The 22,926-nt window shown below is 65.3% G+C and carries 16 protein-coding genes; 11 read left to right on the top strand and 5 right to left on the bottom strand.

What is annotated here, in order from left to right:
• The first annotated feature begins 437 nt into the window (after nt 1–437).
• The 5 genes from AC5P7R_RS19875 (at nt 438) to AC5P7R_RS19855 (ending at nt 5,888) form a co-directional block, all read left to right on the top strand.
• Nucleotides 438–2,708: a methyl-accepting chemotaxis protein gene (locus tag AC5P7R_RS19875; RefSeq protein WP_227853964.1), complete on the top strand. Its 2,271-nt coding sequence runs from the start codon at nt 438–440 to the stop codon at nt 2,706–2,708.
• Nucleotides 2,709–2,745: 37 nt separating this feature from the next.
• Nucleotides 2,746–3,615: a CheR family methyltransferase gene (locus AC5P7R_RS19870; protein WP_019338555.1), complete on the top strand. Its 870-nt coding sequence runs from the start codon at nt 2,746–2,748 to the stop codon at nt 3,613–3,615.
• The gene (gene cheD, locus AC5P7R_RS19865) at nt 3,612–4,208 is read left to right on the top strand and encodes a chemoreceptor glutamine deamidase CheD (protein WP_065177632.1); all 597 of its coding nucleotides are present in this window, start codon (nt 3,612–3,614) and stop codon (nt 4,206–4,208) included. Before AC5P7R_RS19870 ends, cheD begins: the two co-directional genes overlap by 4 nt.
• The gene (locus AC5P7R_RS19860) at nt 4,205–5,278 is read left to right on the top strand and encodes a protein-glutamate methylesterase/protein-glutamine glutaminase (protein ID WP_021202077.1); all 1,074 of its coding nucleotides are present in this window, start codon (nt 4,205–4,207) and stop codon (nt 5,276–5,278) included. The genes cheD and AC5P7R_RS19860 overlap by 4 nt, the downstream gene beginning before the upstream one ends.
• Before the next feature lie 238 nt (nt 5,279–5,516).
• Nucleotides 5,517–5,888 carry a hypothetical protein gene (locus AC5P7R_RS19855; protein WP_134731698.1) on the top strand — a complete coding sequence of 124 codons (372 nt, stop codon included), beginning with the start codon at nt 5,517–5,519 and terminating at the stop codon, nt 5,886–5,888.
• 96 nt (nt 5,889–5,984) lie between these two features.
• On the opposite strand, the gene AC5P7R_RS19850 is transcribed toward AC5P7R_RS19855, so the two are convergent.
• The 4 genes from AC5P7R_RS19850 to AC5P7R_RS19835 form a co-directional block, all read right to left on the bottom strand.
• On the bottom strand, nt 5,985–7,733 hold the full coding sequence (locus AC5P7R_RS19850; RefSeq protein WP_227853965.1) for a WG repeat-containing protein: 1,749 nt from the start codon (nt 7,731–7,733) through the stop codon (nt 5,985–5,987).
• A gap of 158 nt (nt 7,734–7,891) precedes the next feature.
• Nucleotides 7,892–10,483 carry a bifunctional aconitate hydratase 2/2-methylisocitrate dehydratase gene (gene acnB, locus AC5P7R_RS19845; protein WP_111097827.1) on the bottom strand — a complete coding sequence of 864 codons (2,592 nt, stop codon included), beginning with the start codon at nt 10,481–10,483 and terminating at the stop codon, nt 7,892–7,894.
• 43 nt (nt 10,484–10,526) lie between these two features.
• Nucleotides 10,527–10,925 carry a type II toxin-antitoxin system VapC family toxin gene (locus tag AC5P7R_RS19840; RefSeq protein WP_005416402.1) on the bottom strand — a complete coding sequence of 133 codons (399 nt, stop codon included), beginning with the start codon at nt 10,923–10,925 and terminating at the stop codon, nt 10,527–10,529.
• A 6-nt stretch (nt 10,926–10,931) separates the two neighbouring features.
• Nucleotides 10,932–11,156, bottom strand: coding sequence for an AbrB/MazE/SpoVT family DNA-binding domain-containing protein (locus AC5P7R_RS19835; protein WP_005409505.1), 225 nt, complete (start codon nt 11,154–11,156; stop codon nt 10,932–10,934).
• Nucleotides 11,157–11,457: 301 nt separating this feature from the next.
• Here AC5P7R_RS19835 and acnA point away from each other — a divergent pair, with 301 nt between their 5' ends.
• Nucleotides 11,458–14,211, top strand: coding sequence for an aconitate hydratase AcnA (gene acnA / locus AC5P7R_RS19830; protein ID WP_227853966.1), 2,754 nt, complete (start codon nt 11,458–11,460; stop codon nt 14,209–14,211).
• Nucleotides 14,212–14,341: 130 nt separating this feature from the next.
• On the opposite strand, the gene AC5P7R_RS19825 is transcribed toward acnA, so the two are convergent.
• Nucleotides 14,342–15,892 carry a BCCT family transporter gene (locus AC5P7R_RS19825; RefSeq protein WP_134731702.1) on the bottom strand — a complete coding sequence of 517 codons (1,551 nt, stop codon included), beginning with the start codon at nt 15,890–15,892 and terminating at the stop codon, nt 14,342–14,344.
• A 169-nt stretch (nt 15,893–16,061) separates the two neighbouring features.
• Between AC5P7R_RS19825 and betI the strand changes: the two genes are divergently transcribed.
• The 5 genes from betI (at nt 16,062) to rpfF (ending at nt 22,920) form a co-directional block, all read left to right on the top strand.
• Nucleotides 16,062–16,652, top strand: coding sequence for a transcriptional regulator BetI (gene betI, locus AC5P7R_RS19820; protein ID WP_005409501.1), 591 nt, complete (start codon nt 16,062–16,064; stop codon nt 16,650–16,652).
• A gap of 38 nt (nt 16,653–16,690) precedes the next feature.
• Entirely contained in the window at nt 16,691–18,163 is a 1,473-nt protein-coding gene (gene betB, locus AC5P7R_RS19815; RefSeq protein ID WP_111097830.1) for a betaine-aldehyde dehydrogenase, read from the top strand.
• A gap of 101 nt (nt 18,164–18,264) precedes the next feature.
• Nucleotides 18,265–19,947 carry a choline dehydrogenase gene (gene betA, locus AC5P7R_RS19810; RefSeq protein ID WP_111104172.1) on the top strand — a complete coding sequence of 561 codons (1,683 nt, stop codon included), beginning with the start codon at nt 18,265–18,267 and terminating at the stop codon, nt 19,945–19,947.
• 226 nt (nt 19,948–20,173) lie between these two features.
• Nucleotides 20,174–21,850: a long-chain fatty acid--CoA ligase gene (locus tag AC5P7R_RS19805; RefSeq protein ID WP_019661476.1), complete on the top strand. Its 1,677-nt coding sequence runs from the start codon at nt 20,174–20,176 to the stop codon at nt 21,848–21,850.
• A gap of 200 nt (nt 21,851–22,050) precedes the next feature.
• Nucleotides 22,051–22,920 carry a diffusible signal factor synthase RpfF gene (gene rpfF, locus AC5P7R_RS19800; RefSeq protein ID WP_134731705.1) on the top strand — a complete coding sequence of 290 codons (870 nt, stop codon included), beginning with the start codon at nt 22,051–22,053 and terminating at the stop codon, nt 22,918–22,920.
• The last annotated feature ends 6 nt before the right edge of the window (nt 22,921–22,926 follow it).

The following is a 22,926-nucleotide window of genomic DNA, read 5'->3' as shown; positions in this document are numbered from 1 at the left end:
GCTGCTTACATCCACGGCTTCTACAATCCAGCCCGGCTACACTCGGCGCTGGGCTACCACTCGCCTAACAACTACGCCCGGCAGCTCCGGGCTGCCGCCTGAAACGGCTTCATGGCGTCCGTTTTCAGGGGGCCAGATCAGTCCGCGGCATGGATGCCGCGGCCAAGCCCCCAGGGACGGGTTTACGGCGTCCCCCGCCAACCCACCCTGGCCCGCCCCCCTCGCAACTCGCGACCGCCGACCAACTGCTGTTGCTGTTGCTGTTGCTTCAAAAGCCTGCCGCAGGCAGCGCCGCAGCCGCCGCGGCAAGGAAACCTGAATACGTTCCGACACCGCACCTCAATCCCCCGCCCCAGCGGCCGATAACGGGGTTGTCACCGCTTGTCCCGCCGTGACCGGCTCGGCGCCGCCCGCCCGTTTCGACCTGGTCCTGCTCGATGAATCTCCTGCATCGCTGGCAACACTACTTCAGCAATCTCTCCGTCCGGCGCAAGCTCAACCTGCTGACGCTGCTCATCGCGCTCGGCGTTATCGCGCTCTCGGTGATCGCCGCCCGCATGCAGTACCTGGACCTCACCGAGACCCGCAAGACCGCGCTGAAGACCCAGGTCGAACTCAGCTACGGCATCCTTCAGCACTACCACCGTCTGGCCGGCACCGGCGAACTCAGCGAGGACGCCGCGAAGAGCGCCGCGTTGCAGGCCCTGGAAGTGATGCGCGCCGAGAACGATACGTACTACTTCAACATCTACGACACCGGCTACCGCCTGCTGATGCACCCGTTCCGCAAGGACCTGGTCGGCAAGGACATGAAGGACTTCCGCACCGACGACGGCGTGCGCATCTATTACGACCAGGTCGAAGCGGCCAAGGCCGGCGGTGGCTTCGTCAACTATCGATGGGCCAAGCCGGGCAGCAAGGGCGAGGTCGAGAAAGTCGCCTACGCCGGCCTGTTCGCGCCGTGGAACTGGGTGGTCAGCAGCGGCGTCTACATGGACGACGTGCAGCGGCAGGCGCTGGTGTTCACCGCCATCATGGCGATCTCCGGTGGTGTACTGGTGCTGATCGTGCTGGCCCTGAGCTGGGTCATCGGCAACCGTATCGCGCGCCCGCTGAAGCAGGCTACCGCCGTCGCCGAAGGCATCGCCAACGGCAAGCTGGACAGCCATATCGGCCCACAGCCGCACGACGAGCCCGGCCGCCTGCTGGAGGCGATGTCCGGCATGCAGCAGCAGCTGCACGCAGTAATCAACGGCCAGCGCGAAATGGCCCGCCGCCACGATGGCGGCGAACTGAGCTACCGCATCGACGCCAGTGCGTTCCCCGGTGAGTATGGGCTGATGGTGCAGGAGACCAACGCCCTGGTCGGCAGCCACGTGCAGACCCTGCACGATGTGCTGGATGTGGTGCAGCAGTACGCGGTCGGCGACCTCAGCCGCGACATCGCGCGCTACCCAGGCGAGAAGGCCGCAATGACCACCACCGTCGACACGGTCAAGGCCAACCTCGGCCGCATCAATGCCGAGATCAAGCAGCTGGCCAGTGCCGCCGCCGCGGGCGACTTCAGCCGCCGTGGCGACACGCAGCGCTTCGATCACGATTTCCGCCTCATGCTGGAGAACCTCAACGCGATGATGGCGGTCAGCGATGACAACCTCGGCAAGCTCTCGCAGCTGCTGTCGGCCATCGCCGAAGGTGACCTGACCGCGCGCATGCACGGCGGCTACCAGGGCGTGTTCGCACGGATGCGCGACGATGCCAACACCACAGTCGCACAGCTGACCCAGATCGTCGGCCAGATCCAGGCCAGTGCTTCGAGCATCACGCTCGCCGCCGGCGAGATCGCCTCCGGCAACAGTGATCTGTCACGCCGCACCGAGCAGCAGGCCGCCAACCTGGAAGAAACCGCAGCCTCGATGGAGGAACTGACCTCCACCGTGCGCCAGAATGCCGAACACGCCCGCCAGGCCAACCAGCTCGCCATCGGCGCGCAGTCTGTTGCCTCCCAGGGCGGCAGCGTGGTCGGCCAGGTGGTCAGTACCATGTCCGCCATCGAGGCCTCGTCGAAAAAGATCGCCGAGATCATCTCGGTGATCGACGGCATCGCGTTCCAGACCAACATCCTGGCGCTGAACGCTGCCGTGGAAGCCGCGCGTGCCGGTGAACAGGGTCGCGGCTTCGCCGTGGTCGCCAGCGAAGTGCGTACCCTCGCCCAGCGTTCGGCCGCTGCGGCCAAGGAGATCAAGGGCCTGATCGACGACTCGGTGGGCAAGGTCGCCGAAGGCTCCAGCCTGGTGCACCAGGCCGGCAGCACGATGGGCGAGATCGTCGCCTCGGTGCAGCGCGTGACCGACATCATGGCCGAGATCTCTGCCGCTTCGCAGGAGCAGAGCGCCGGCATCGAGCAGGTCAACCAGACCGTGGTGCAGATGGACGAAACCACTCAGCAGAACGCTGCGCTGGTGGAGGAAGCCACCGCCGCCGCGCGTGCGATGGAAGACCAGGCCGCGCAGCTGGCCGATGCCGTGGCGATCTTCCGCCTCGACAACCAGGTCTCCGCCGCAGTGAAGGCTGTCGCCGAACGCGTGGAATCGGCGTGCATCACCACCGTGGCACGTCCGCAGCCGACCGGAACGCCCGCGCCGGTACGTCGCAGCAGCAACGCCCGCACCTTCGCCGCCAGCGACAGCGACTGGCAGGAATTCTGAGACCCACCCGCAGCGGCTTCGGCCGCCGCCTCTGCCGATGGACACGTCCCCCGTGCAAAGTCCTACTCCCATCGTCACCGGCCCGCGCGAATTCGAGTTCGCCGACCGTGATTTCCGCCGCGTCTGCGACTTGATCTACCAGCGCGTGGGCATCGCCCTTGCCCCGGCAAAGCGCGACATGGTCTATGGCCGCCTGTCGCGCCGCTTGCGCACGCTGGGCATGCGCAGCTTCCAGCAGTATCTGGACCATCTGGAGCAGGAAGACGGCGACGAGTGGCAGGCGTTTACCAACGCCCTGACCACCAACCTGACCTCGTTCTTCCGCGAGCCGCACCACTTCGACAAGCTGCGCGAGGAACTGCAGCAGCGCTCCAGCCGCACGCCGCTGCTGCTGTGGTCATGCGCGGCGTCCACCGGTGAAGAACCCTATTCGATGGCGATCACCGCCTGTGAGGCCTTCGGTACGCTGAAGCCGCCGGTGCGCATCGTCGCGACCGATGTTGATACCCAGGTACTGGCCACCGCCGGCCGTGGCGTCTACAACATCGACCGGGTCACCAACCTCGACCCGGACCTGCGCCGGCGCTATTTCCAGCGTGGCAGCGGCCCCAATGAGGGCCAGTGCCGCGTGCTGCCGGCACTACGCGAGCTGATCGAGTTCCGCCCATTGAACCTGCTTGCCCCGCGCTACGACGTCGGCGGCCCGTTCGATGCGTTGTTCTGCCGCAACGTGATGATCTACTTCGACAAGCCAACCCAGCGCGCGATCCTCGGCCGGCTGGTACAGCACCTGGCCGATGACGGCCTGCTTTACACCGGACACTCGGAGAACTACCTGCACGCCGCCGACCTGATCCAGCCCTGTGGCCGCACCCTGTACCGCCGCGCGGCAAAGGCCGGTGCATGAACGCCTCGCTGCGTACCGACGATGTGATGCGCTACCAGGATGCGCGCTTCCAGACCGTTGCCGCCAAGCTGCTGCCGACCCAGTACCTGGTGGTGGACGACACCACCGCGCTGACCACCACGCTGGGTTCCTGCGTGGCGGCCTGCCTGCGGGACCCCGTGCTGAAGATCGGTGGCATGAACCATTTCCTGCTGCCCGAGGGCAATGCCGGCGACGGCGCGCCCGCGCGTTACGGCAGCTACGCGATGGAACTGCTGATCAACGACATGCTCAAGCGCGGCGCCCACCGCAAGCGCATCGAGGCCAAGGTGTTCGGCGGCGCCAACGTGCTCAAGGGATTCACCAGCAATCCGGTCGGTACCCGTAACGCCGAGTTCGTGCGCCAGTACCTGCAGGCCGAGCATATCCCGATCATCGCCGAGGACCTGTGCGGCATCCATCCGCGCAAGATCTGGTTCTTCGCCGATACCGGCCGCGTGGTGGTGCAGCGCCTGCCGCATGCCCACGAAGCCGAAGTGGCTGCCACCGAATCTGCCGTGCGTGCACGTCTGTCCAAGGCCCCGGTCACCGGCGGCGTGGAGTTGTTCGAATGACCCTGACCGGCAACGCCCCCTGCCGGGTCCTGATCGTCGACGACTCTGCCGTCGTGCGGCAGATGCTCACGGAAATCCTGTCCAGCGACCCGGCCATCGACGTGGTCGGCACCGCCGCAGATCCGCTGCTGGCGCGTGAGAAGATCAAGCGCCTGGCCCCGGACGTGATCACGCTTGACGTGGAAATGCCACGCATGGACGGCCTGGCGTTCCTGGAAAACCTGATGCGGCTGCACCCGCTGCCGGTGGTGATGATTTCTTCGCTGACAGAACGCGGCGCCGACACCACGCTGCAGGCGCTGGCACTGGGCGCGGTGGACTTCGTCTCCAAGCCCAAGCTGGACGTCGCACGCGGCCTGCAGGGCTACGCCGACGAAATCATCGCCAAGGTGAAGATGGCGGCGCGCTCGCGGGTGCGACCGCTCGTGCGCGCGGCCGCCCCGAAGCTCACGCTGGACGCAGCGCCGGCAACGCGTGCTGCCTCGCCGCAGTTCCGTACCACCGACCGCCTGATCGCGATCGGCTCGTCGGCCGGTGGCACCGAAGCGCTGCGCGTGGTGCTGGAAGGCATGCCTGCCGACGCGCCCGCCGTGGTGATGACCCAGCACCTGCCGGCCAGCTTCAGCAGCGCCTTCGCCGAACGCCTGGACCGCCACTCGGCCATGGCTGTGCGCGAGGCCAGCGACGGCGAAGCGGTGCTGCCCGGCCATGCCTACCTGCCACCCGGCGGCAAGCACCTGCGCATCATCCGTGACGGTGCACGCTGGCGCTGCCGCGTCGACGACGGCCCAGCGGTGAACCGGCACAAGCCGGCGGTGGACGTGCTGTTCCGCTCGGTCGCGCAGAGCGCGGGTGGCAATGCCATCGGGGCCATCCTCACCGGCATGGGTGACGACGGCGCACGCGGCCTGCTGGAAATGCGCCAGGCCGGCGCGCCGACACTGGTGCAGGACGAGGCCACCAGCGTGGTCTGGGGCATGCCCGGTGCAGCGTTCAAACTCGGCGCCGCTGAGGAACAGGTGCCACTGGAACGGATTGCCGAGCGGCTGCTGGCGCTCGCTCGCGGCTGATAGCGCGCCCCGGCTCAAGGACTCCGCGGGCAGTGGATCCACGCCATGCGTGGATGACTTTGTAGAGTCGAGCCGCGCTCGACTCATCGCGCATCGCACGAACAGCAGCCAAGCATGGACTCGGCGCTACAGGCCATCAGGCAACAAGAAAAGGTGCCGGCTTTCATCGGGGTTCTTCGTTTCAACGCGCTACCCGCATGTGTGCTTTGATAGCGGTATTGCACAAGGAATGCTGCACATGATCAAAGGCATATGGAAGGCCGCCCTGGCGGCCGTACTGCTTTCATTGCCACTGGCACCCGCCAGCGCCAGTGGCGATCTGTTCTACTTCGAGGCCAAGCAGGGTGATGTGTTCTTCATGCTGATGCTGGTGGGTCGCGAAGATCCCGGCGCGGTAAGCGTCAGCTGGAAAGGCCCGTCTATCCCGCCGTACCCCAACGTGCATCGCCGCTACTACATCGAATTCAACCGTGCAAAGCGCCAGGCCTACGTGCGTCCACTTGACCGAGATGGACTGCCTTGGTTCGAGATGGATGTCTCCGGTAAGAGCGGCAACGTGCTGATCGGCGGCCGTCGGCTGGAAGGCAGCGCAGACTGGACCGTGCAGTAGCGCCGGAAGCCTGAGCGTTGCGTTGTTTCCAACACGCCCAGATCTTTCATTTGGATCGCACCAGGCTCCAGCCATACCAAGCAGTCAATGGTCCGACTATTGGCTGGGACGAGGATGCAGACGCCCCAGAACGGTCCCGTCGAGCTTGATCAGCTCCAAGGTCTGATCTGTCTTCAACGTCTCAAACAGACCATCCGGTCGAGAATGAATCGATAGAAATCCCTGTTCGAACAGCGTCGTTTCTGTGTCCGGGTCAAGAAAATTAACCGTAATATCACCGGCACTGTTTCGCTCACGCACTGAAACCAGGCCTTTCGAAACATTCACGTAGCCGTAGCGGGGCGCCAGCCTCCACCGCCCCGACTCATCCAGAAGACCCCAACGGCCACGTAGTGAGAGCGCATAGACTCTTGTTCCATCCGCCAAAAAATCCGGCAAGGGATCATGCAGCGTGAAATCAGCCACCGCATTGCCACGCAGATCGAGTATGTGATACCCGGGGTCATATCCCGGCCGTTCGAATGCCGCGACCAGATTCGGACCCAATGGTCTTATTCGACGGTAGCGAGGAGGAATCAGCCAAGCACCCGTAGCATCTATTACACCCCATCCTCCATCGGCTTGGGCCAACAGCAGTTGGTCATCCAGCCCTTCCGCGGTTTGAAAAGGCGCAAGTCGGTAGTACAGGGAAGACGAGATGCTGCCATCTTCCAGCATCATGAAACGCACCCCCGCTTCGCCGGGCTTTTGATACTCGACGATCCTGCGGTTCAACGGATGCAGGCCTGCAGCGCGTTGCAGGGAGCGCAGCGACCCATCCAGGCCTACAACGTATTCATCATCTTCCGAACTGAAGATTACATACCCCACTCGTTCAGCGAACTCATCTGTCTTCATACAGTGGCCTGCAGGCGTCGGAAATATCAAACCCGCGCGCGTGAAATGCAGGCACTGGCCGTCTTCGGCTACCGCAGAAAGCAGGTACCCACCCCGACCAAACTTGAACCGATATCGACCCATGGGCGCCACTTGCACCCCGTGGGGATCCAGCACCGTGTCGTTCCCGCCCTGGGTGGCGAGCGCGAAACCCGAACTGTTGAAGGTCATCTGATCGTAGTCCTGGCGCCCTATGCCTGCCAGTGATCGATCAACCAGGCCAAAGTGGACACCATCGCGCGAAGCGATGGCCACTTCCCCCTCATGACCCACGGGACCAAAGCTACCAAAGACACTGAAAACGGGACCGGACCTGCCCTTTGCGTCAAGGAAGTGGGTCGTGCAGCGCCGCTTTTCACTGTTGCAGAGTTCTACAGCCGGGTTTCCTGCCCAGGACGCCGAGCGCAGGAGATCGATCTCGCCTTTCTCCTCAAACCGACGCACCAATCGGCCTCGTGCATTGAAGAAGTCGATTCGCGTGTACGCCTTGGGCGGGCTCCGCAGCAATACCTTGGCTTCGATCATCCCGTTGCCATGTACCTCAACCGAGTCGTAATGCGCTTCAAGGACGATACGCCCTTCTGAATTCATGACGCCCCTGTTCTCCCCCCTTTCGAAGACCGCCACCCCATTTTTGAAGGGACGGAGGTATTGCATTCCCCGATGCTCGGCAAGTTGCCGACCGGTGCCATCCAGCACCACGCAGCGGCCCTCATGACAGAGGCCGTGGCGTGTAGTCCTGTCGAAACGTGGCGGCGGCTCGGTGGGCTGTAGCATTGCAGGCGCCGACGTTGCCCCTGCCGATGGCGCAATGGTCAGAAGTGCAGAGGCCAGCAGAATGCCCAAAGCCTGGGTGGTGACGGTGCGGCGATGGGTAGGACTGGGAGGCAGCAGGAATGAGCGGCGCATCTTGCGCAGGACCGAAATTGTGGGCATCCACGGTAGGCGCGATGCATCTCTACTGAAATGCAACTTCTACGAAAGTGGCCCGTCCACAAAAAACCCCCGGTTCTCACCGGGGGTTCTTCGTTTCAACGGGATACCGGCCAGCGGCCGGCACTACCGCATCAGGCAGCGACCGTCTTGGCCACGTCCTGATATTCCTCGATCTGGTCGAAGTTCATGTAGCGGTAGATCTCCGCACCATTGGCGTTGATCACGCCGATGTCCGCCATGTACTCCTCCTTGGTCGGGATGCGGCCCAGACGCGAGCAGATCGCGGCCAGCTCCGCCGAACCCAGGTACACGTTGGTGTTGCGGCCCAGGCGGTTCGGGAAGTTGCGGGTCGAGGTCGACATCGCGGTGGAACCCTCGCGGATCTGCGCCTGGTTGCCCATGCACAGCGAGCAGCCCGGCATTTCCATGCGTGCGCCGGTAGCGCCGAAGGTGCCGTACACGCCTTCCTTGGTCAGCTCCGAGGCATCCATCTTGGTCGGCGGGGCCACCCACAGGCGGGTCGGCAGGTCACGCTTGCCTTCCAGCAGCTTGGCCGCGGCGCGGAAGTGACCGATGTTGGTCATGCACGAACCGATGAACACTTCGTCGATCTTGGCACCGGCCACTTCGGACAGCGTCTTCACGTCGTCCGGGTCGTTCGGGCAGGCCACGATCGGCTCGTGGATGTCGGCCAGGTCGATCTCGATGACGGCGGCGTACTCGGCGTCCGCATCCGGCTCCAGCAGCTGCGGGTTGGCCAGCCAGGCTTCCATCTTCTCGATGCGACGCTGCAGCGAACGCGGATCCTGGTAACCCTCGGCAATCATCCACTTCAGCAGGGTGATGTTGCTGGTCAGGTACTCGATGATCGGTTCCTTGTTCAGGCGCACCGAGCAACCGGCCGCCGAACGCTCGGCCGAGGCGTCGGACAGTTCGAACGCCTGTTCGACCTTCAGCTCCGGCAGGCCTTCGATTTCCAGGATGCGGCCGGAGAAGATGTTCTTCTTGCCGGCCTTGGCCACGGTCAGCAGGCCCGACTTGATCGCGTACAGCGGGATCGCGTTGACCAAGTCACGCAGGGTCACGCCCGGCTGCATCTTGCCCTTGAAGCGCACCAGCACCGACTCCGGCATGTCCAGCGGCATCACGCCGGTGGCCGCAGCGAAGGCGACCAGGCCCGAACCGGCCGGGAACGAAATGCCCACCGGGAAACGGGTGTGCGAGTCACCACCGGTACCGACGGTGTCCGGCAGCAGCATGCGGTTGAGCCAGCTGTGGATCACGCCGTCGCCCGGGCGCAGCGAGACGCCGCCACGGGTGGAGATGAACTCCGGCAGGGTGTGGTGGGTCTTCACGTCCACCGGCTTCGGGTAGGCGGCGGTGTGGCAGAACGACTGCATCACCAGGTCGGCCGAGAAGCCCAGGCAGGCCAGGTCCTTCAGCTCGTCACGGGTCATCGGGCCGGTGGTGTCCTGCGAGCCGACCGAGGTCATCTTCGGTTCGCAGTACGTGCCCGGGCGCATGCCCTGGCCTTCCGGCAGGCCACAGGCGCGGCCGACCATCTTCTGCGCCAGCGAGAAGCCCTTGCCGGTATCGGCCGGCTGCACCGGCAGGCGGAACAGGTCGGTCGGGGCCAGGCCCAGCGCTTCGCGCGCCTTGCCGGTCAGGCCACGGCCGATGATCAGCGGGATGCGGCCACCGGCACGCACTTCGTCGAACAGCACGTCGGACTTGACCTGGAATTCGGCGATCACCTCGCCGTTCTTCAGCGCCTTGCCTTCGTACGGGCGCAGCTCGATGACGTCGCCGTGCTCCATCTTCGACACGTCCAGTTCGATCGGCAGCGCACCGGCGTCTTCCATGGTGTTGTAGAAGATCGGCGCGATCTTGCCGCCCAGGCACACGCCACCGGCACGCTTGTTCGGGATGTACGGAATGTCATCGCCGGTCCACCACAGAACGCTGTTGGTGGCCGACTTGCGCGAGGAGCCGGTACCGACCACGTCGCCGACGTAGGCGACCAGGTGGCCCTTGTCCTTCAGGTCGAGGATCTGCTGGATCGGGCCGCGCTTGCCGTCTTCTTCCGGGGTGAACGGCGCGTCGTCGCGCTTGTTCTTCAGCATCGCCAGGGCGTGCATCGGGATGTCCGGGCGGGTGGTCGCGTCCGGCGCCGGCGACAGGTCGTCGGTGTTGGTCTCGCCCGGCACCTTGAACACGGTGACGGTCAGGCTCTGCGGCACTTCCGGGTTGCTGGTGAACCACTCGGCCTCGGCCCAGCTCTGCAGCACGGCCTGGGCGTTGGCGTTGCCGGCCTTGGCCTTTTCCTGCACGTCGTGGAAGGCGTCGAACACCAGCAGGGTCTTCTTCAGGCCGTTGGCGGCGATGGTGCCGACGCTGGCGTCGTCCAGCAGCTGCACCAGCGGGGCGACGTTGTAACCGCCGAGCATGGTGCCCAGCAGTTCGGTGGCGCGCTCGCGGCTGATCAGCGGGTTCTGCTCGCTGCCCAGCGCGATCGCGGCCAGGTACGAGGCCTTGACCTTGGCTGCGTCATCGACGCCGGCCGGCACGCGGTGGGTCAGCAGGTCGAGCAGGAACTCGGCCTCGCCCTGCGGCGGGTTCTTCAGCAGTTCGATGACATCGGCCGTCTGCTGCGCGCTCAGCGGCAGCGGCGGGATGCCAAGCGCAGCGCGCTCGGCGACGTGGTGGCGGTAGGCTTCCAACATGACAACTCCCGGGTAATGCGTAGGTTGAAATAACAAAGTGGGCTCAGGCGTGCGGCACGATCAGCTTCAGGCCCTTGAAGTAGTCGCGGTAAAACGTGTCGTTCCAGGTGATCAGGCCGTCACACTGCAGCAGTGCGTGGGCGCCGACCATGAATTCGTCCAGGCTGCGGCGGCTGCCGCCACGCTGGCGATGACGGCGGTGCATCTCGCCGGCGCGCAGCGCCGACTTGGCTTCCATCGGGTTGAAGTGCACGCCCATTTCTTCCAGCGCTTCGAGCACCTCGGCGCCGCCGCGCAGCGATGCGCAGACCTCGGCCAGGGTCGCGCCGCAGACCACCACACGGCCACCCACCAGGCTCTGCCGGAGGATGGCCTCCACGGCATCGGCCTGCGGACCATTGCTGAGCAGCTCGACCAGCACCGGTGAATCGACGGCGATCATCACGGCTTATTCCTCGTCACGCACCGCGCGTACCGCTGCGTCGGAGGATTCGAAGCCGTCCAGCGCGAACTTGCCGCGCGCCCGTGAAATGGCATCGTCAACACTCTTGCGCAGGATGATGCGGCTGCCGTCCAGCTCGACCTTCAGCAGCGTGCCCTTGGTCAGGCCGAGGGCATCACGCACCGCCTTGGGCAGGGTGATCTGTCCGCGTTCTGCAACAGTGGCTTCCATCGGTAGGCCCTCCAGAGTATGCACAAATTATACATACTTCCTTGGGCATACTTCCACCCTGAACAGGACCGGCACCCCGCCAGCCCTTGCCTCGCAAAGGATCGGCCACAAACGTGACATACGCCATACACCCTCCCCTGTAGTCTGGAATCGATGCCGCAGGCCGAACCCGGCCCGGGTGAATCCATTCAGTTTCGGGTTCATACTGGAACTTCCGGGGCCACCAGGCCACCGGCGACCGCAAGCAGGTCCGCCCATGCGCGGGCCACTGCAAGCCATCCGCAAGAAGGAGTTACCCCGCATGAGCGATTCGTTCTCCACCCGCAGCCAGCTGAACGTCGGCGGCAAGACGTACGACTATTTCAGCCTGCCCACGCTGGGCCAGCGCTTCGATATCTCCCACCTGCCCTACTCGATGAAGATCCTGCTGGAGAACCTGCTCCGGCACGAGGATGGCGGCATCACCGTCGGCAAGGACCACATCGAAGCCGTGGCCCGCTGGAATCCGGCGGCCGAGCCGGACACCGAAATCGCGTTCATGCCCGCACGCGTGGTCCTGCAGGACTTCACCGGCGTGCCCTGCGTGGTCGACCTGGCCGCGATGCGCGACGCCGTCGTCAAGCTCGGCGGCAAGCCGGAGCAGATCAATCCGCAGATTCCCTCCGAACTGGTCATCGACCACTCGGTGCAGGTCGATGTGTTCGGCAAGCCCGACGCGCTGGACCTCAACGGCAAGATCGAGTTCCAGCGCAACCAGGAACGCTACGGCTTCCTGCGCTGGGGCCAGAAGGCCTTCGACAACTTCAAGGTGGTGCCGCCCAACACCGGCATCGTGCACCAGGTGAACCTGGAAAACCTGGCTCGCGTGGTGATGACCGCGGAGAAGGATGGCAAGGCCGTGGCCTACCCGGATACCGTGTTCGGTACCGACAGCCACACCACCATGATCAACGGCATCGGCGTGCTGGGCTGGGGCGTGGGCGGCATCGAAGCGGAGGCCGCCATGCTCGGCCAGCCATCGTCGATGCTGATCCCGCAGGTGGTCGGCTTCAAGCTGACCGGCAAGCTGCCCGAGGGCGCCACCGCCACCGACCTGGTGCTGACCGTTACCCAGATGCTGCGCAAGCTGGGCGTGGTCGGCAAGTTCGTCGAGTTCTACGGTGATGGCCTGCAACACCTGCCGCTGGCCGACCGTGCCACCATCGGCAACATGGCCCCGGAATACGGCGCCACCTGCGGCATCTTCCCGATCGACGCCGAATCGCTGAACTACCTGCGCCTGTCCGGCCGCAGCGAAGAGCAGATCAACCTTGTCGAGGCCTATGCCAAAGCGCAAGGACTGTGGCACGAACCGGCCAGCCCGCATGCCCATTACAGCACCACGCTGGAACTGGACATGGGCACGGTGAAGCCGTCGCTGGCCGGCCCGAAGCGTCCTCAGGACCGCGTCCTGCTCGAAGACGTGCAGCAGAACTACCGCGAAGCGCTGGTCGGCCTGACTGCCAACCGTGACAAGCGCAGCGAGGACGTTGCCACCTTCGTCAACGAAGGCGGTGGCGCGGCGGTCGGCAACGAGCAGCTGGCCAAGGGCTTCGCCGACATCGAGATCGAAGGCCGCAAGGTGCGGCTGAAGGACGGCGCGGTGGTCATCGCTGCCATTACCTCGTGCACCAACACCTCCAACCCGGCGGTGATGATCGGCGCCGGCCTGCTGGCCCGCAACGCGGCCGCCAAGGGCCTGAACCGCCAGCCGTGGGTGAAGACCTCGCTCGGGCCGGGCTCGCGCGTGGTCACCGACTACCTGGAAAAGGCCGGCGTGCTGAAGGAGCTGGAGAAGATCGGCTTCTACGTGGTCGGCTACGGCTGCACCACCTGCATCGGCAACTCCGGCCCGCTGCCGACCGAGGTCAGCGCCGGCATCGCCGCCGGCGATCTTGTGGTCACCTCGGTGCTGTCGGGCAACCGCAACTTCGAGGGCCGCGTGCACCCCGAAGTGAAGATGAACTACCTGGCCAGCCCGCCGCTGGTGGTGGCCTACGCCATCGCCGGCACCACCGACATCGACCTGACCACCCAGCCGCTCGGTACCGGCAGCGATGGCCAGCCGGTGTTCCTGCGCGACATCTGGCCGAGCAACAAGGAAATCGGCGATGTCATCGCCGCGACCATCGGCCCGGAGATGTTCAAGCAGAACTACGCCGACGTGTTCAAGGGTGACACCCGCTGGAACACCATCGCCTCGCCGGACGGCAACCTGTACGAGTGGAGCGATGCCTCCACCTACATCAAGAACCCGCCGTACTTCGATGGCATGACCATGCAGACCGGCAGCATCGACGACGTGCATGGTGCACGCGTGATGGGCCTGTTCGGCGATTCGATCACCACCGACCACATCTCCCCGGCCGGCAACATCAAGAAGGACTCGCCGGCAGGCCGCTTCCTGCAGGAGCGCGGCGTGCAGCCGGCCGACTTCAACAGTTACGGCAGCCGCCGCGGCAACGACGACGTGATGGTCCGCGGCACCTTCGCCAACATCCGCATCAAGAACCTGATGTTCGGTGGCGAGGAAGGCGGCAACACCCTGTACTACCCGGCCGGCGGCGGTCAGCCGGAGAAGCTGGCGATCTACGATGCGGCCATGAAGTACAAGGCTGAAAAGGTGCCGCTGGTGGTGCTGGCCGGCAAGGAATACGGCACCGGCTCTTCGCGTGACTGGGCTGCCAAGGGCACCCTGCTGTTGGGAGTGAAGGCGGTCATCGCCGAGAGCTTCGAGCGCATCCACCGTTCCAACCTGGTCGGCATGGGCGTGCTGCCGCTGCAGTTCCGCAACGGCGAGAATGCGCAGAGCCTGGGCCTGGACGGCTCGGAAGTGATCGACATCACCGGCCTGCAGGACGGTGCCAGCAAGCGCGCCACGGTCACCGCGACCAAGGCCGATGGCACGAAGAAGACCTTCGAGGTGTCGGTGATGCTGCTGACCCCAAAGGAAGTCGAGTACTTCCGTCACGGTGGCCTGCTGCAGTACGTGCTGCGCCAGCTGGCCAGCAAGTAACGGAAAAGGGCCGGATCCGCACGGATCCGGCCCTTTCCGTTTGCGATGCACCCCCCTGTAGAGCCGAGCCTGCGCTCGGCTGCTTCTGCGCCGACAGCAGCCGAGCATGGGCTCGGCTCTACAGAAGCACTCAGCGGCGCGGTGCGTCCGGGTCGGTGCGCAGCGCCTTCAGCAGGCCCCACATGTAGAACGCCAGGGTGAACGAGAACGGCAGGCCGCACAGCACCACCGCCGTCTGCATCGCGCTGAAGTTGCCGGCCAGCAGCAGGCCAACGCTGGCCACGGTGATGCCCGCCGCCCAGAACACGCGCAGCCAGATCGGCGCGTCATGCCCATCTTCCACGCCATCGTCAACGCGACGGGTACACAGGTTGGCGATCATCAGCGTGCCCGAATCGACCGGGGTCAGGAACAGCACGAAGCCGATCACCACCGCGGCACCGGCCACGTACGGCGCGGCGGGCAGGTATTCCAGCAGCTTGAACAGCGTCATCGCCGCATCGTGCTGGGCCACGTCGCCCAGGATCGCCTGGCCATGGTTGAGGACCAGGTCGATGGCGGTGTTGCCGAAGATCGACAGCCACGCCAGGGTGAAACCGAGGGGGATGAGAAGCACGCCCATGACAACTTCACGGATGGTGCGTCCCCGCGAGATGCGCGCCACGAAAAGGCCGACGAACGGCGCCCACGCGATCCACCAGGCCCAGTAGAACAGCGTCCACGAGCCCATCCACTCACGCCCCTTCGGGTCGTTGAGGTACATGTCGAAACTCTTGCGCACGAACGCACCGAGGTAATCGCCGGTGTTCTGGATCAGGCCATCGAACAGGTGCAGGGTCGGGCCGGTGACCAGCACGAACAGCAGCAGGCCGCACAGCAGGCGCACGTTGAGGTTGGAGAGCCAGGCAATGCCCTTTTCCACGCCTGCAACCACGCCGATGGTGGCCACCACCATCATCACCAGCACGATCGCCACCAGCACCTGCGGCGTATCCGGGATGTGGAACAGGTAGACCAGGCCGGACTGCACCACCAGCGCGCCGATGCCGAGGTTGGTCACCATCGAGATCAGCGTGGCCAGGATGCCGAAGCCATCCACCATGTCGCCGATGCGGCCATGGATGCGCTCACCGAAGATCGGGTACAGCGCCGAGCGCAGCGCCAGCGGCAGGTCGCGGCGGTAGGCGAAGTAGCCCAGTGCCACACCGACCAGCGCATACAGCGCCCAGCCGTGCAGGCCCCAGTGCAGGAAGGTCAGCACCATCGCCTCGCGGCCGGCGGCCACGGTGCCGCCGGGCTGCCCGGGCGGATTGAGGAAGTGGTCCAGCGGCTCGTAGGCGCCGTAGTACAGCAGCGCGATGCCGATGCCGGCCGAGAACAGCATCGAGACCCAGGCGACGTAGCCGAAGGCCGGTGATTCCTCGTTGTGGCCCAGGCGGATGCGGCCATACGGCGAGAGCGCCAGCCACAGCACGAAGCCCAGGCACAGCACGATCAGCAGCATGTACCACCAGCCAAACGCCGCCGAAACCTCGGCCTGCGCCCATTGCAGCCAGTGCTCGCTGCCTTCGGGATAGAGAACGGTGAGCAGCCCGAGGATGCCGATCGACACCGAGGAGCTGAAGAACACAAAACGGTTCAAGCGCAGGGGCGAACGCTTGGGATGAGCCAGGGAAGACATGGGGTCGTCTCATCAAGTCCGAGGGAGCACATGGGCGGGGCCGGACCGGTAAACCGGGCCCATGGCGTGGGGCGCGAGCGCATCCTAGGGTTATTGATTGAACGTTCAATCAATAAAAAGCATAATGGCGGGCAGCCCGATCCTTCGGGTCGCAAACCGTGGAGAGACAATGCCGAAGAAAGGCGTGGAACCGGTACGGCGCGAGCAGCTGATCCGGGCCACTTTCCAGACCATCGACGAGATCGGCATGGCCGATGCGACCGTCGCCACCATCGCGAAGAAGGCAGGGTTGTCCAGCGGCATCGTCGCCCACTACTTTGGCGACAAGGACGGCCTGCTCAATGCTGCAATGCGGCAGATCCTGCGCGAGTTGAAGGACGCCGTCGCCCGCTACCGCGCCGACGCCAGCGACGACCCGCGCGAGCAGCTGCGCGCCATCGTCGATGGCAACTTCGACGACAGCCAGATCAACGGCACCGCCATGCGCGTCTGGCTCACCTTCTGGGCCGCGAGCATGCACCAGCCGGAACTGGCCCGGCTGCAGCGCGCCAACGACCAGCGCCTGTTCTCCAACCTCTGCCACCAGTTCAACCGCCTGCTGCCCCACCCGCAGGCCCGCCTGGCCGCCCGTGGCCTGGCCGCGATGATCGACGGCCTGTGGCTGCGTGGCAGCCTGGTCGGCGGCCAGTTCAATGCCGAGAAGTCCCGGCGCATCGCTTACGGCTACATCGACTTCCAGTTGCAGGCTGTCGCGCTATAAGCGCTTCAGCACCCGCCCCCTTCCAAGGAGTACGCCCCATGACCACCCTGCCCGTCCAACAGCTCTACATCCACGGCCAGCGCGTCGATGCCACCAGCGGCAAGACCTTCAAGACCATCAACCCGGCCACCGGTGAGGTGATCGCCGAGGTGCAGGTCGCCAGCCAGGCCGACGTCGAGCGCGCCGTGCAGAGCGCGGCCGAGGGCCAGAAGGTGTGGGCGGCGATGACGGCCATGGAGCGTTCGCGCATCCTGCGCCGCGCCGTCGAGCTCCTGCGCGAGCGCAACGACGAACTGGCCCAGCTGGAGACTCTGGACACCGGCAAGGCGCTGGCCGAAACCACCACCGTGGACATCGTCACCGGTGCCGACGTGGTCGAGTACTACGCCGGCCTGGCCACCGCCATCGAGGGCATCCAGCTGCCGCTGCGCGAATCGAGCTTCTTCTACACCCGCCGCGAGCCGCTGGGCGTGGTCGCCGGCATCGGCGCCTGGAACTACCCGATCCAGATCGCCATGTGGAAGTCGGCCCCGGCCCTGGCTGCCGGCAACGCGATGGTGTTCAAGCCCTCCGAAGTGACCCCGTTGACCGCGATCCGCCTGGCCGAGATCTACACCGAAGCCGGTGTGCCGGCCGGCGTGTTCAACGTCGTGCAGGGCCCGGGCCGCGAGATCGGCCAGTGGCTGACCGAGCACCCGGTGATCGAGAAGATCTCCTTCACCGGCGGCGTCGCCACCGGCAAGAAGGTGATGGCCAGCGCCGCGTCCTCGTCGCTGAAGGAAGTGACCATGGAGCTGGGCGGCAAGTCGCCGCTGGTGATCTGCGATGACGCCGATCTGGACCGCGCGGCCGACATCGCGGTGATGGCCAACTTCTTCAGCTCCGGCCAGGTCTGCACCAACGGCACCCGCGTTTTCGTGCCGCGCAGCATGCTGGCCGCATTCGAGGCCGCCGTGGTCGAGCGCGTCAAGCGCATCCGCATCGGCGACCCGATGGCCGCCGAGACCAACTTCGGCCCGCTGACCAGCTTCCCGCACATGGAAAACGTGCTGCGCTACATCGAGAGCGGCAAGGCCGAAGGCGCCCGCCTGCTGACCGGCGGCGGCCGCGCCACCGAAGGCGCGCTGGCCAATGGCGCCTACGTGCTGCCGACCGTGTTCTCCGACTGCCGCGATGACATGACGATTGTCCGGGAAGAGATCTTCGGGCCGGTGATGAGCATCCTGGCCTACGACGACGAGGACGAAGTGGTGCGCCGCGCCAACGACACCACCTTCGGCCTGGCCGCGGGCGTGGTCAGCAAGGACATCAGCCGAGCGCACCGCATCATCCACCGCCTGGAAGCCGGCATCTGCTGGATCAACACCTGGGGTGAATCGCCGGCCGAAATGCCGGTCGGTGGCTACAAGGAATCGGGCGTCGGCCGTGAGAACGGCATCTCCACCCTCGGCCACTACACCCGCATCAAGTCGGTGCAGGTCGAGCTGGGCGACTACGCCAGCGTGTTCTGACCGGCGCGCCGCAAGCCAGCACCCTCGTCCGGCCACCGCGCCGATCCGACATTCCGCCGCGACGCCTGCATGCAGCGCGCCGCGGCCTGCAGGAGACACCCATGAGCACCCATAACGAGTACGACTACATCATCATCGGCGCAGGCTCGGCCGGCAACGTGCTGGCCACCCGCCTCACCGAAGATGCCGATGTCAGCGTGCTGCTGCTGGAAGCCGGTGGCCCGGACTACCGGTTCGACTTCCGTACCCAGATGCCGGCGGCGCTGGCCTTCCCGCTGCAGGGCAAGCGCTACAACTGGGCGTACAAGACCGATCCGGAGCCCTTCATGAACAACCGCCGCATGGACTGCGGACGCGGCAAGGGCCTGGGCGGCTCGTCGCTGATCAACGGTATGTGCTACATCCGCGGCAACGCGATGGACTACGACAACTGGGCCAGCATGCCGGGCCTGGAGGATTGGACCTACCTGGACTGCCTGCCGTATTTCCGCAAGGCCGAAACCCGCGACATCGGACCCAATGACTACCACGGTGGCGATGGCCCGCTGCGCGTGACCACGCCCAAGGCCGGCAACAACGAACTGTTCGCTGCGATGGTCGAGGCCGGCGTGCAGGCCGGCTACCCGCGCACCGACGACCTCAACGGCTACCAGCAGGAAGGCTTCGGCCCGATGGACCGCACGGTGACCCCGAAGGGCCGTCGTTCCAGCACCGCCCGCGGCTACCTGGACCTGGCCAGGCCGCGCCCGAACCTGACCATCGTCACCCACGCGCTGACCGACCGCATCCTGTTCTCGGGCAAGCGTGCGGTGGGCGTGCAGTGGCTGCACAACGACCAGCCACAGCGTGCCACCGCCCGCCGTGAGGTGCTGCTGTGCGGCGGCGCCATCGCCTCGCCGCAGATCCTGCAGCGCTCGGGCGTGGGCCCGGCCGACCTGCTGCGCAGCCTGGACATCGACCTGGTACACCACCTGCCGGGCGTCGGCGCCAACCTGCAGGACCACCTTGAAATGTACCTGCAGTACGAGTGCAAGAAGCCGGTCTCGCTGGCCCCGGCGCTGAAGCTGTACAACCAGCCGGCGATCGGTGCCGAGTGGCTGTTCCTGGGCACCGGCATCGGCGCCAGCAACCAGTTCGAGGCCGGCGGCTTCATCCGCAGCGACGCCGAATTCGACTGGCCGAACCTGCAGTACCACTTCCTGCCGGTGGCGATCAATTACAACGGCTCCAACCCGATCAAGGCGCACAGCTTCCAGATGCACGTCGGTTCGATGCGCTCGCCCAGCCGCGGCCGCATCCACGTGCGTTCGAAGGATCCGCGCGAACATCCGAGCATCCTGTTCAACTACATGTCGCACGAGCAGGACTGGCGTGAGTTCCGCGCGGCGATCCGCATCACCCGCGAGATCTTCGCGCAGCCGGCGCTGGCACCGTACAGCGGCCGCGAGATCTCGCCGGGCAGCGCGCTGCAGACCGACGCGCAGATCGACGCATTCGTGCGCGAGCATGCCGAGACCGCCTACCACCCGTCGTGCTCGAACAAGATGGGCCATGCCGATGACCCGATGGCGGTGGTCGACGGCCAGGGCCGCGTGCACGGGCTGGAAGGCCTGCGCATCGTCGATGCCTCGATCATGCCGCAGGTGGTGACCGGCAACCTCAACGCGCCGACCATCATGATGGCCGAGAAGCTGGCCGACGTGATCCGCGGCCGCACCCCGCTGGCCCGCAGCACCGCGCCGTATTACAAGGCCAACGGTGCACCGGTGCGCAAGCAGGGCTGAGCCAGCCGCACACCTTGAAACACCCGCCGGGCATGGCCCGGCGCTACCAGGCGCGTCCTGCCTTCGGTAGCGCCAGGCCATGCCCGGCGCCGTTTGACGCGTTCGCACAATGCGCCACGCAAACCCCTCTTCGCGTTTTCCCTACGGCGGGGTATGCTGCAATGAACGGCCATTGTCGATACGCTCGGGGCCGAACCTAATACATCACGATTCCTGGAGGGGGAATATGAGTCTGGATCGTCCCTGGCTGCAGAGCTATCCGAAAGGCGTTCCCGCCGAAATCGACGTCAACGAGTTCCATTCGGTAGCTTCGGTCTTCGACGCTTCCGTCGCGAAATTCCGCGACCGTCCCGCCTACTCCAGCTTCGGCAAGGTCCTCACCTATGGTGAGACAGACGCGCTGGTCACCCAGTTCGCCGCCTACCTGCTGGGTGAGCTCAAGCTCAAGAAGGGTGACCGCGTCGCCCTGATGATGCCCAACTGCCTGCAGTACCCGGTGGCCACCTTCGGCGTGCTGCGCGCAGGCCTCACCGTGGTCAACGTCAACCCGCTGTACACCGCCCGCGAGCTGAAGCACCAGCTGGTCGACGCCGGCGTCAGTGCGCTGGTGGTGGTCGACAACTTCGGCGACACCGTCGAACAGGTCATCGCCGATACGCCGGTCAAGCACGTGGTCACCACCGGCCTGGGCGACCTGCTCGGCGCCAAGGGCGCGATCGTCAACTTCGTACTGAAGTACGTCAAGAAGATGGTGCCCAACTACCACATCAAGGGCGCCGTCCGCTTCAGGCAGGCGCTCAAGCTGGGCAGCCGCCACGCGCTTCCGCCTGTCGAGATCGACCACGACGACATCGCCTTCCTGCAGTACACCGGCGGTACCACCGGCGTGGCCAAGGGCGCGATGCTGACCAACCGCAACCTGATCGCCAACATGCAGCAGGCGTCGGCATGGCTGTCCACTTCAGGCATCGAGCCGGGCAAGGAAGTGATCATCACGGCCCTGCCGCTGTACCACATCTTCGCGTTGACCGCGAACGGCCTGGTCTTCATGAAATTCGGTGGCTGCAACCACCTGATCACCAACCCGCGCGACATGAAGGGCTTCGTCAAGGAGCTCAAGGGTACCCGCTTCACCGCCATCACCGGTGTCAACACGCTGTTCAACGGCCTGCTCAACACCCCCGGCTTCGACGAGATCGACTTCTCCTCGGTCAAGTTCACCCTCGGCGGCGGCATGGCGGTACAACGTGCCGTGGCCGAACGCTGGAAGAAGGTCACCGGCGTGACCCTGGTCGAAGCCTATGGCCTGACCGAGACCTCGCCGGCAGCCTGCATCAATCCGCTCACCCTGCCCGAGTACAACGGCGCCATCGGCCTGCCGATCCCGTCCACCGATGCCTGCATCAAGGACGACAACGGCAACATCCTGGCGCTGGGCGAAGTGGGTGAACTGTGCATCAGGGGCCCGCAGGTGATGAAGGGCTACTGGCAGCGCCCGGAGGAAACCGCTACGGCCATTGACGCCGACGGCTGGCTGCACACCGGCGACATGGCGAAGATGGACGAACAGGGCTTCTTCTACATCGTCGACCGCAAGAAGGACATGATCCTGGTGTCCGGCTTCAACGTGTACCCGAACGAGGTCGAGGACGTCATCGCGATGATGCCCGGCGTGTTGGAAGTGGCTGCGGTCGGTGTCCCGGACGAGAAGTCCGGCGAGGTCGTGAAGGTCGTGATTGTGAAGAAGGACCCGAACCTGACCGCGGAAATGGTCAAGGAACATGCCCGGGCCAACCTGACCGGTTACAAGCACCCCAGAATCGTAGAATTCCGAAAGGAGCTGCCGAAGACCAACGTCGGCAAGATTCTCCGTCGCGAGCTGCGTGATACGCCCGCCCAGTAAGGGTTTCCGGGCAGCACGACAGTACAGGGGACCCCGCCGGAGACGGCGGGGTCTTTTTATTGCCGGAACATGGCCGGCCCGGCGCTTGCGGGCGGTTCACGACGGGTGCATAGAATCAGTCGCCGCCGCATGTTCAGCTCGCCCCCTCACTCCTCTCCGTCCGCTCTGCGGTTGGCCGGACGGTCACACGGAGAACTCCCATGTCTGCAGTACGCCCCATCATTACCCGTCCCTCGCAGCACCCTACCCTGCGTATCACCGAAGAACCCGAGCGGGACGTTTACTGGATCCATATGCACGCCAACCTGGTCAACCAGCCAGGCCGGCCGTGCTTCGCCTCGCGCCTGGTCGATGACATCGTCGACTACCAGCGCGAACTGGGCGATCGCCTCAGCGCCTCGCACGCTCTGTCACCCCATGTCGTACTTGCCTCGGACAGCGACGTGTTCAATCTGGGCGGCGATCTCGAACTGTTCTGCCGCCTGATCCGCGAGGGCGACCGCGCCCGCCTGCTCGACTATGCCCAGCGCTGCGTGCGCGGCGTGCATGCCTTCCATGCCGGCCTGGGCACCCGTGCCCACAGCATCGCCCTGGTCCAGGGCAATGCACTGGGGGGCGGCTTCGAGGCCGCACTGAGCTGCCACACCATCGTCGCCGAGGAAGGCGTGTTGATGGGCCTGCCGGAGGTGCTGTTCGACCTGTTCCCCGGCATGGGCGCCTACTCCTTCCTGTGCCAGCGGATCAGTCCGCGGCTGGCGGAGAAGATCATGCTGGAAGGCAACCTCTACACCGCCAGCCAGCTGAAGGAAATGGGCCTGGTCGACATCGTGGTGCCGGTGGGCGAAGGTGTTGCCGCAGTCGAACAGGTGATCAAGGAAAGCCGACGCATCCCGCACGCCTGGGCGGCGATGCGTGAGGTCAACGAGATCGCCACCATGGTGCCGCTGCATGAAATGATGCGGATCACCGAGATCTGGGTAGACACTGCGATGCAGCTCGGCGAGAAGTCCCTGCGCACCATGGACCGGCTGGTACGGGCGCAGACCCGACGCAATGGCGACCCGGCCTGATCGTCT

The organism is Stenotrophomonas sp. YJH_SMC_27, assembly GCF_059369815.1.
This window is presented reverse-complemented; position numbering and strand designations above follow the sequence as displayed.

Bases quoted from the DNA above. Each gene is read 5' to 3' on its own strand.
- AC5P7R_RS19875 (WP_227853964.1), top strand. From the start codon at position 438: ATGAATCTCCTGCATCGCTGGCAACACTACTTCAGCAATCTCTCCGTC.
- AC5P7R_RS19870 (WP_019338555.1), top strand. From the start codon at position 2,746: ATGGACACGTCCCCCGTGCAAAGTCCTACTCCCATCGTCACCGGCCCG.
- cheD (WP_065177632.1), top strand. From the start codon at position 3,612: ATGAACGCCTCGCTGCGTACCGACGATGTGATGCGCTACCAGGATGCG.
- AC5P7R_RS19860 (WP_021202077.1), top strand. From the start codon at position 4,205: ATGACCCTGACCGGCAACGCCCCCTGCCGGGTCCTGATCGTCGACGAC.
- AC5P7R_RS19855 (WP_134731698.1), top strand. From the start codon at position 5,517: ATGATCAAAGGCATATGGAAGGCCGCCCTGGCGGCCGTACTGCTTTCA.
- AC5P7R_RS19850 (WP_227853965.1), bottom strand. From the start codon at position 7,733: ATGCGCCGCTCATTCCTGCTGCCTCCCAGTCCTACCCATCGCCGCACC.
- acnB (WP_111097827.1), bottom strand. From the start codon at position 10,483: ATGTTGGAAGCCTACCGCCACCACGTCGCCGAGCGCGCTGCGCTTGGC.
- AC5P7R_RS19840 (WP_005416402.1), bottom strand. From the start codon at position 10,925: ATGATCGCCGTCGATTCACCGGTGCTGGTCGAGCTGCTCAGCAATGGT.
- AC5P7R_RS19835 (WP_005409505.1), bottom strand. From the start codon at position 11,156: ATGGAAGCCACTGTTGCAGAACGCGGACAGATCACCCTGCCCAAGGCG.
- acnA (WP_227853966.1), top strand. From the start codon at position 11,458: ATGAGCGATTCGTTCTCCACCCGCAGCCAGCTGAACGTCGGCGGCAAG.
- AC5P7R_RS19825 (WP_134731702.1), bottom strand. From the start codon at position 15,892: ATGTCTTCCCTGGCTCATCCCAAGCGTTCGCCCCTGCGCTTGAACCGT.
- betI (WP_005409501.1), top strand. From the start codon at position 16,062: ATGCCGAAGAAAGGCGTGGAACCGGTACGGCGCGAGCAGCTGATCCGG.
- betB (WP_111097830.1), top strand. From the start codon at position 16,691: ATGACCACCCTGCCCGTCCAACAGCTCTACATCCACGGCCAGCGCGTC.
- betA (WP_111104172.1), top strand. From the start codon at position 18,265: ATGAGCACCCATAACGAGTACGACTACATCATCATCGGCGCAGGCTCG.
- AC5P7R_RS19805 (WP_019661476.1), top strand. From the start codon at position 20,174: ATGAGTCTGGATCGTCCCTGGCTGCAGAGCTATCCGAAAGGCGTTCCC.
- rpfF (WP_134731705.1), top strand. From the start codon at position 22,051: ATGTCTGCAGTACGCCCCATCATTACCCGTCCCTCGCAGCACCCTACC.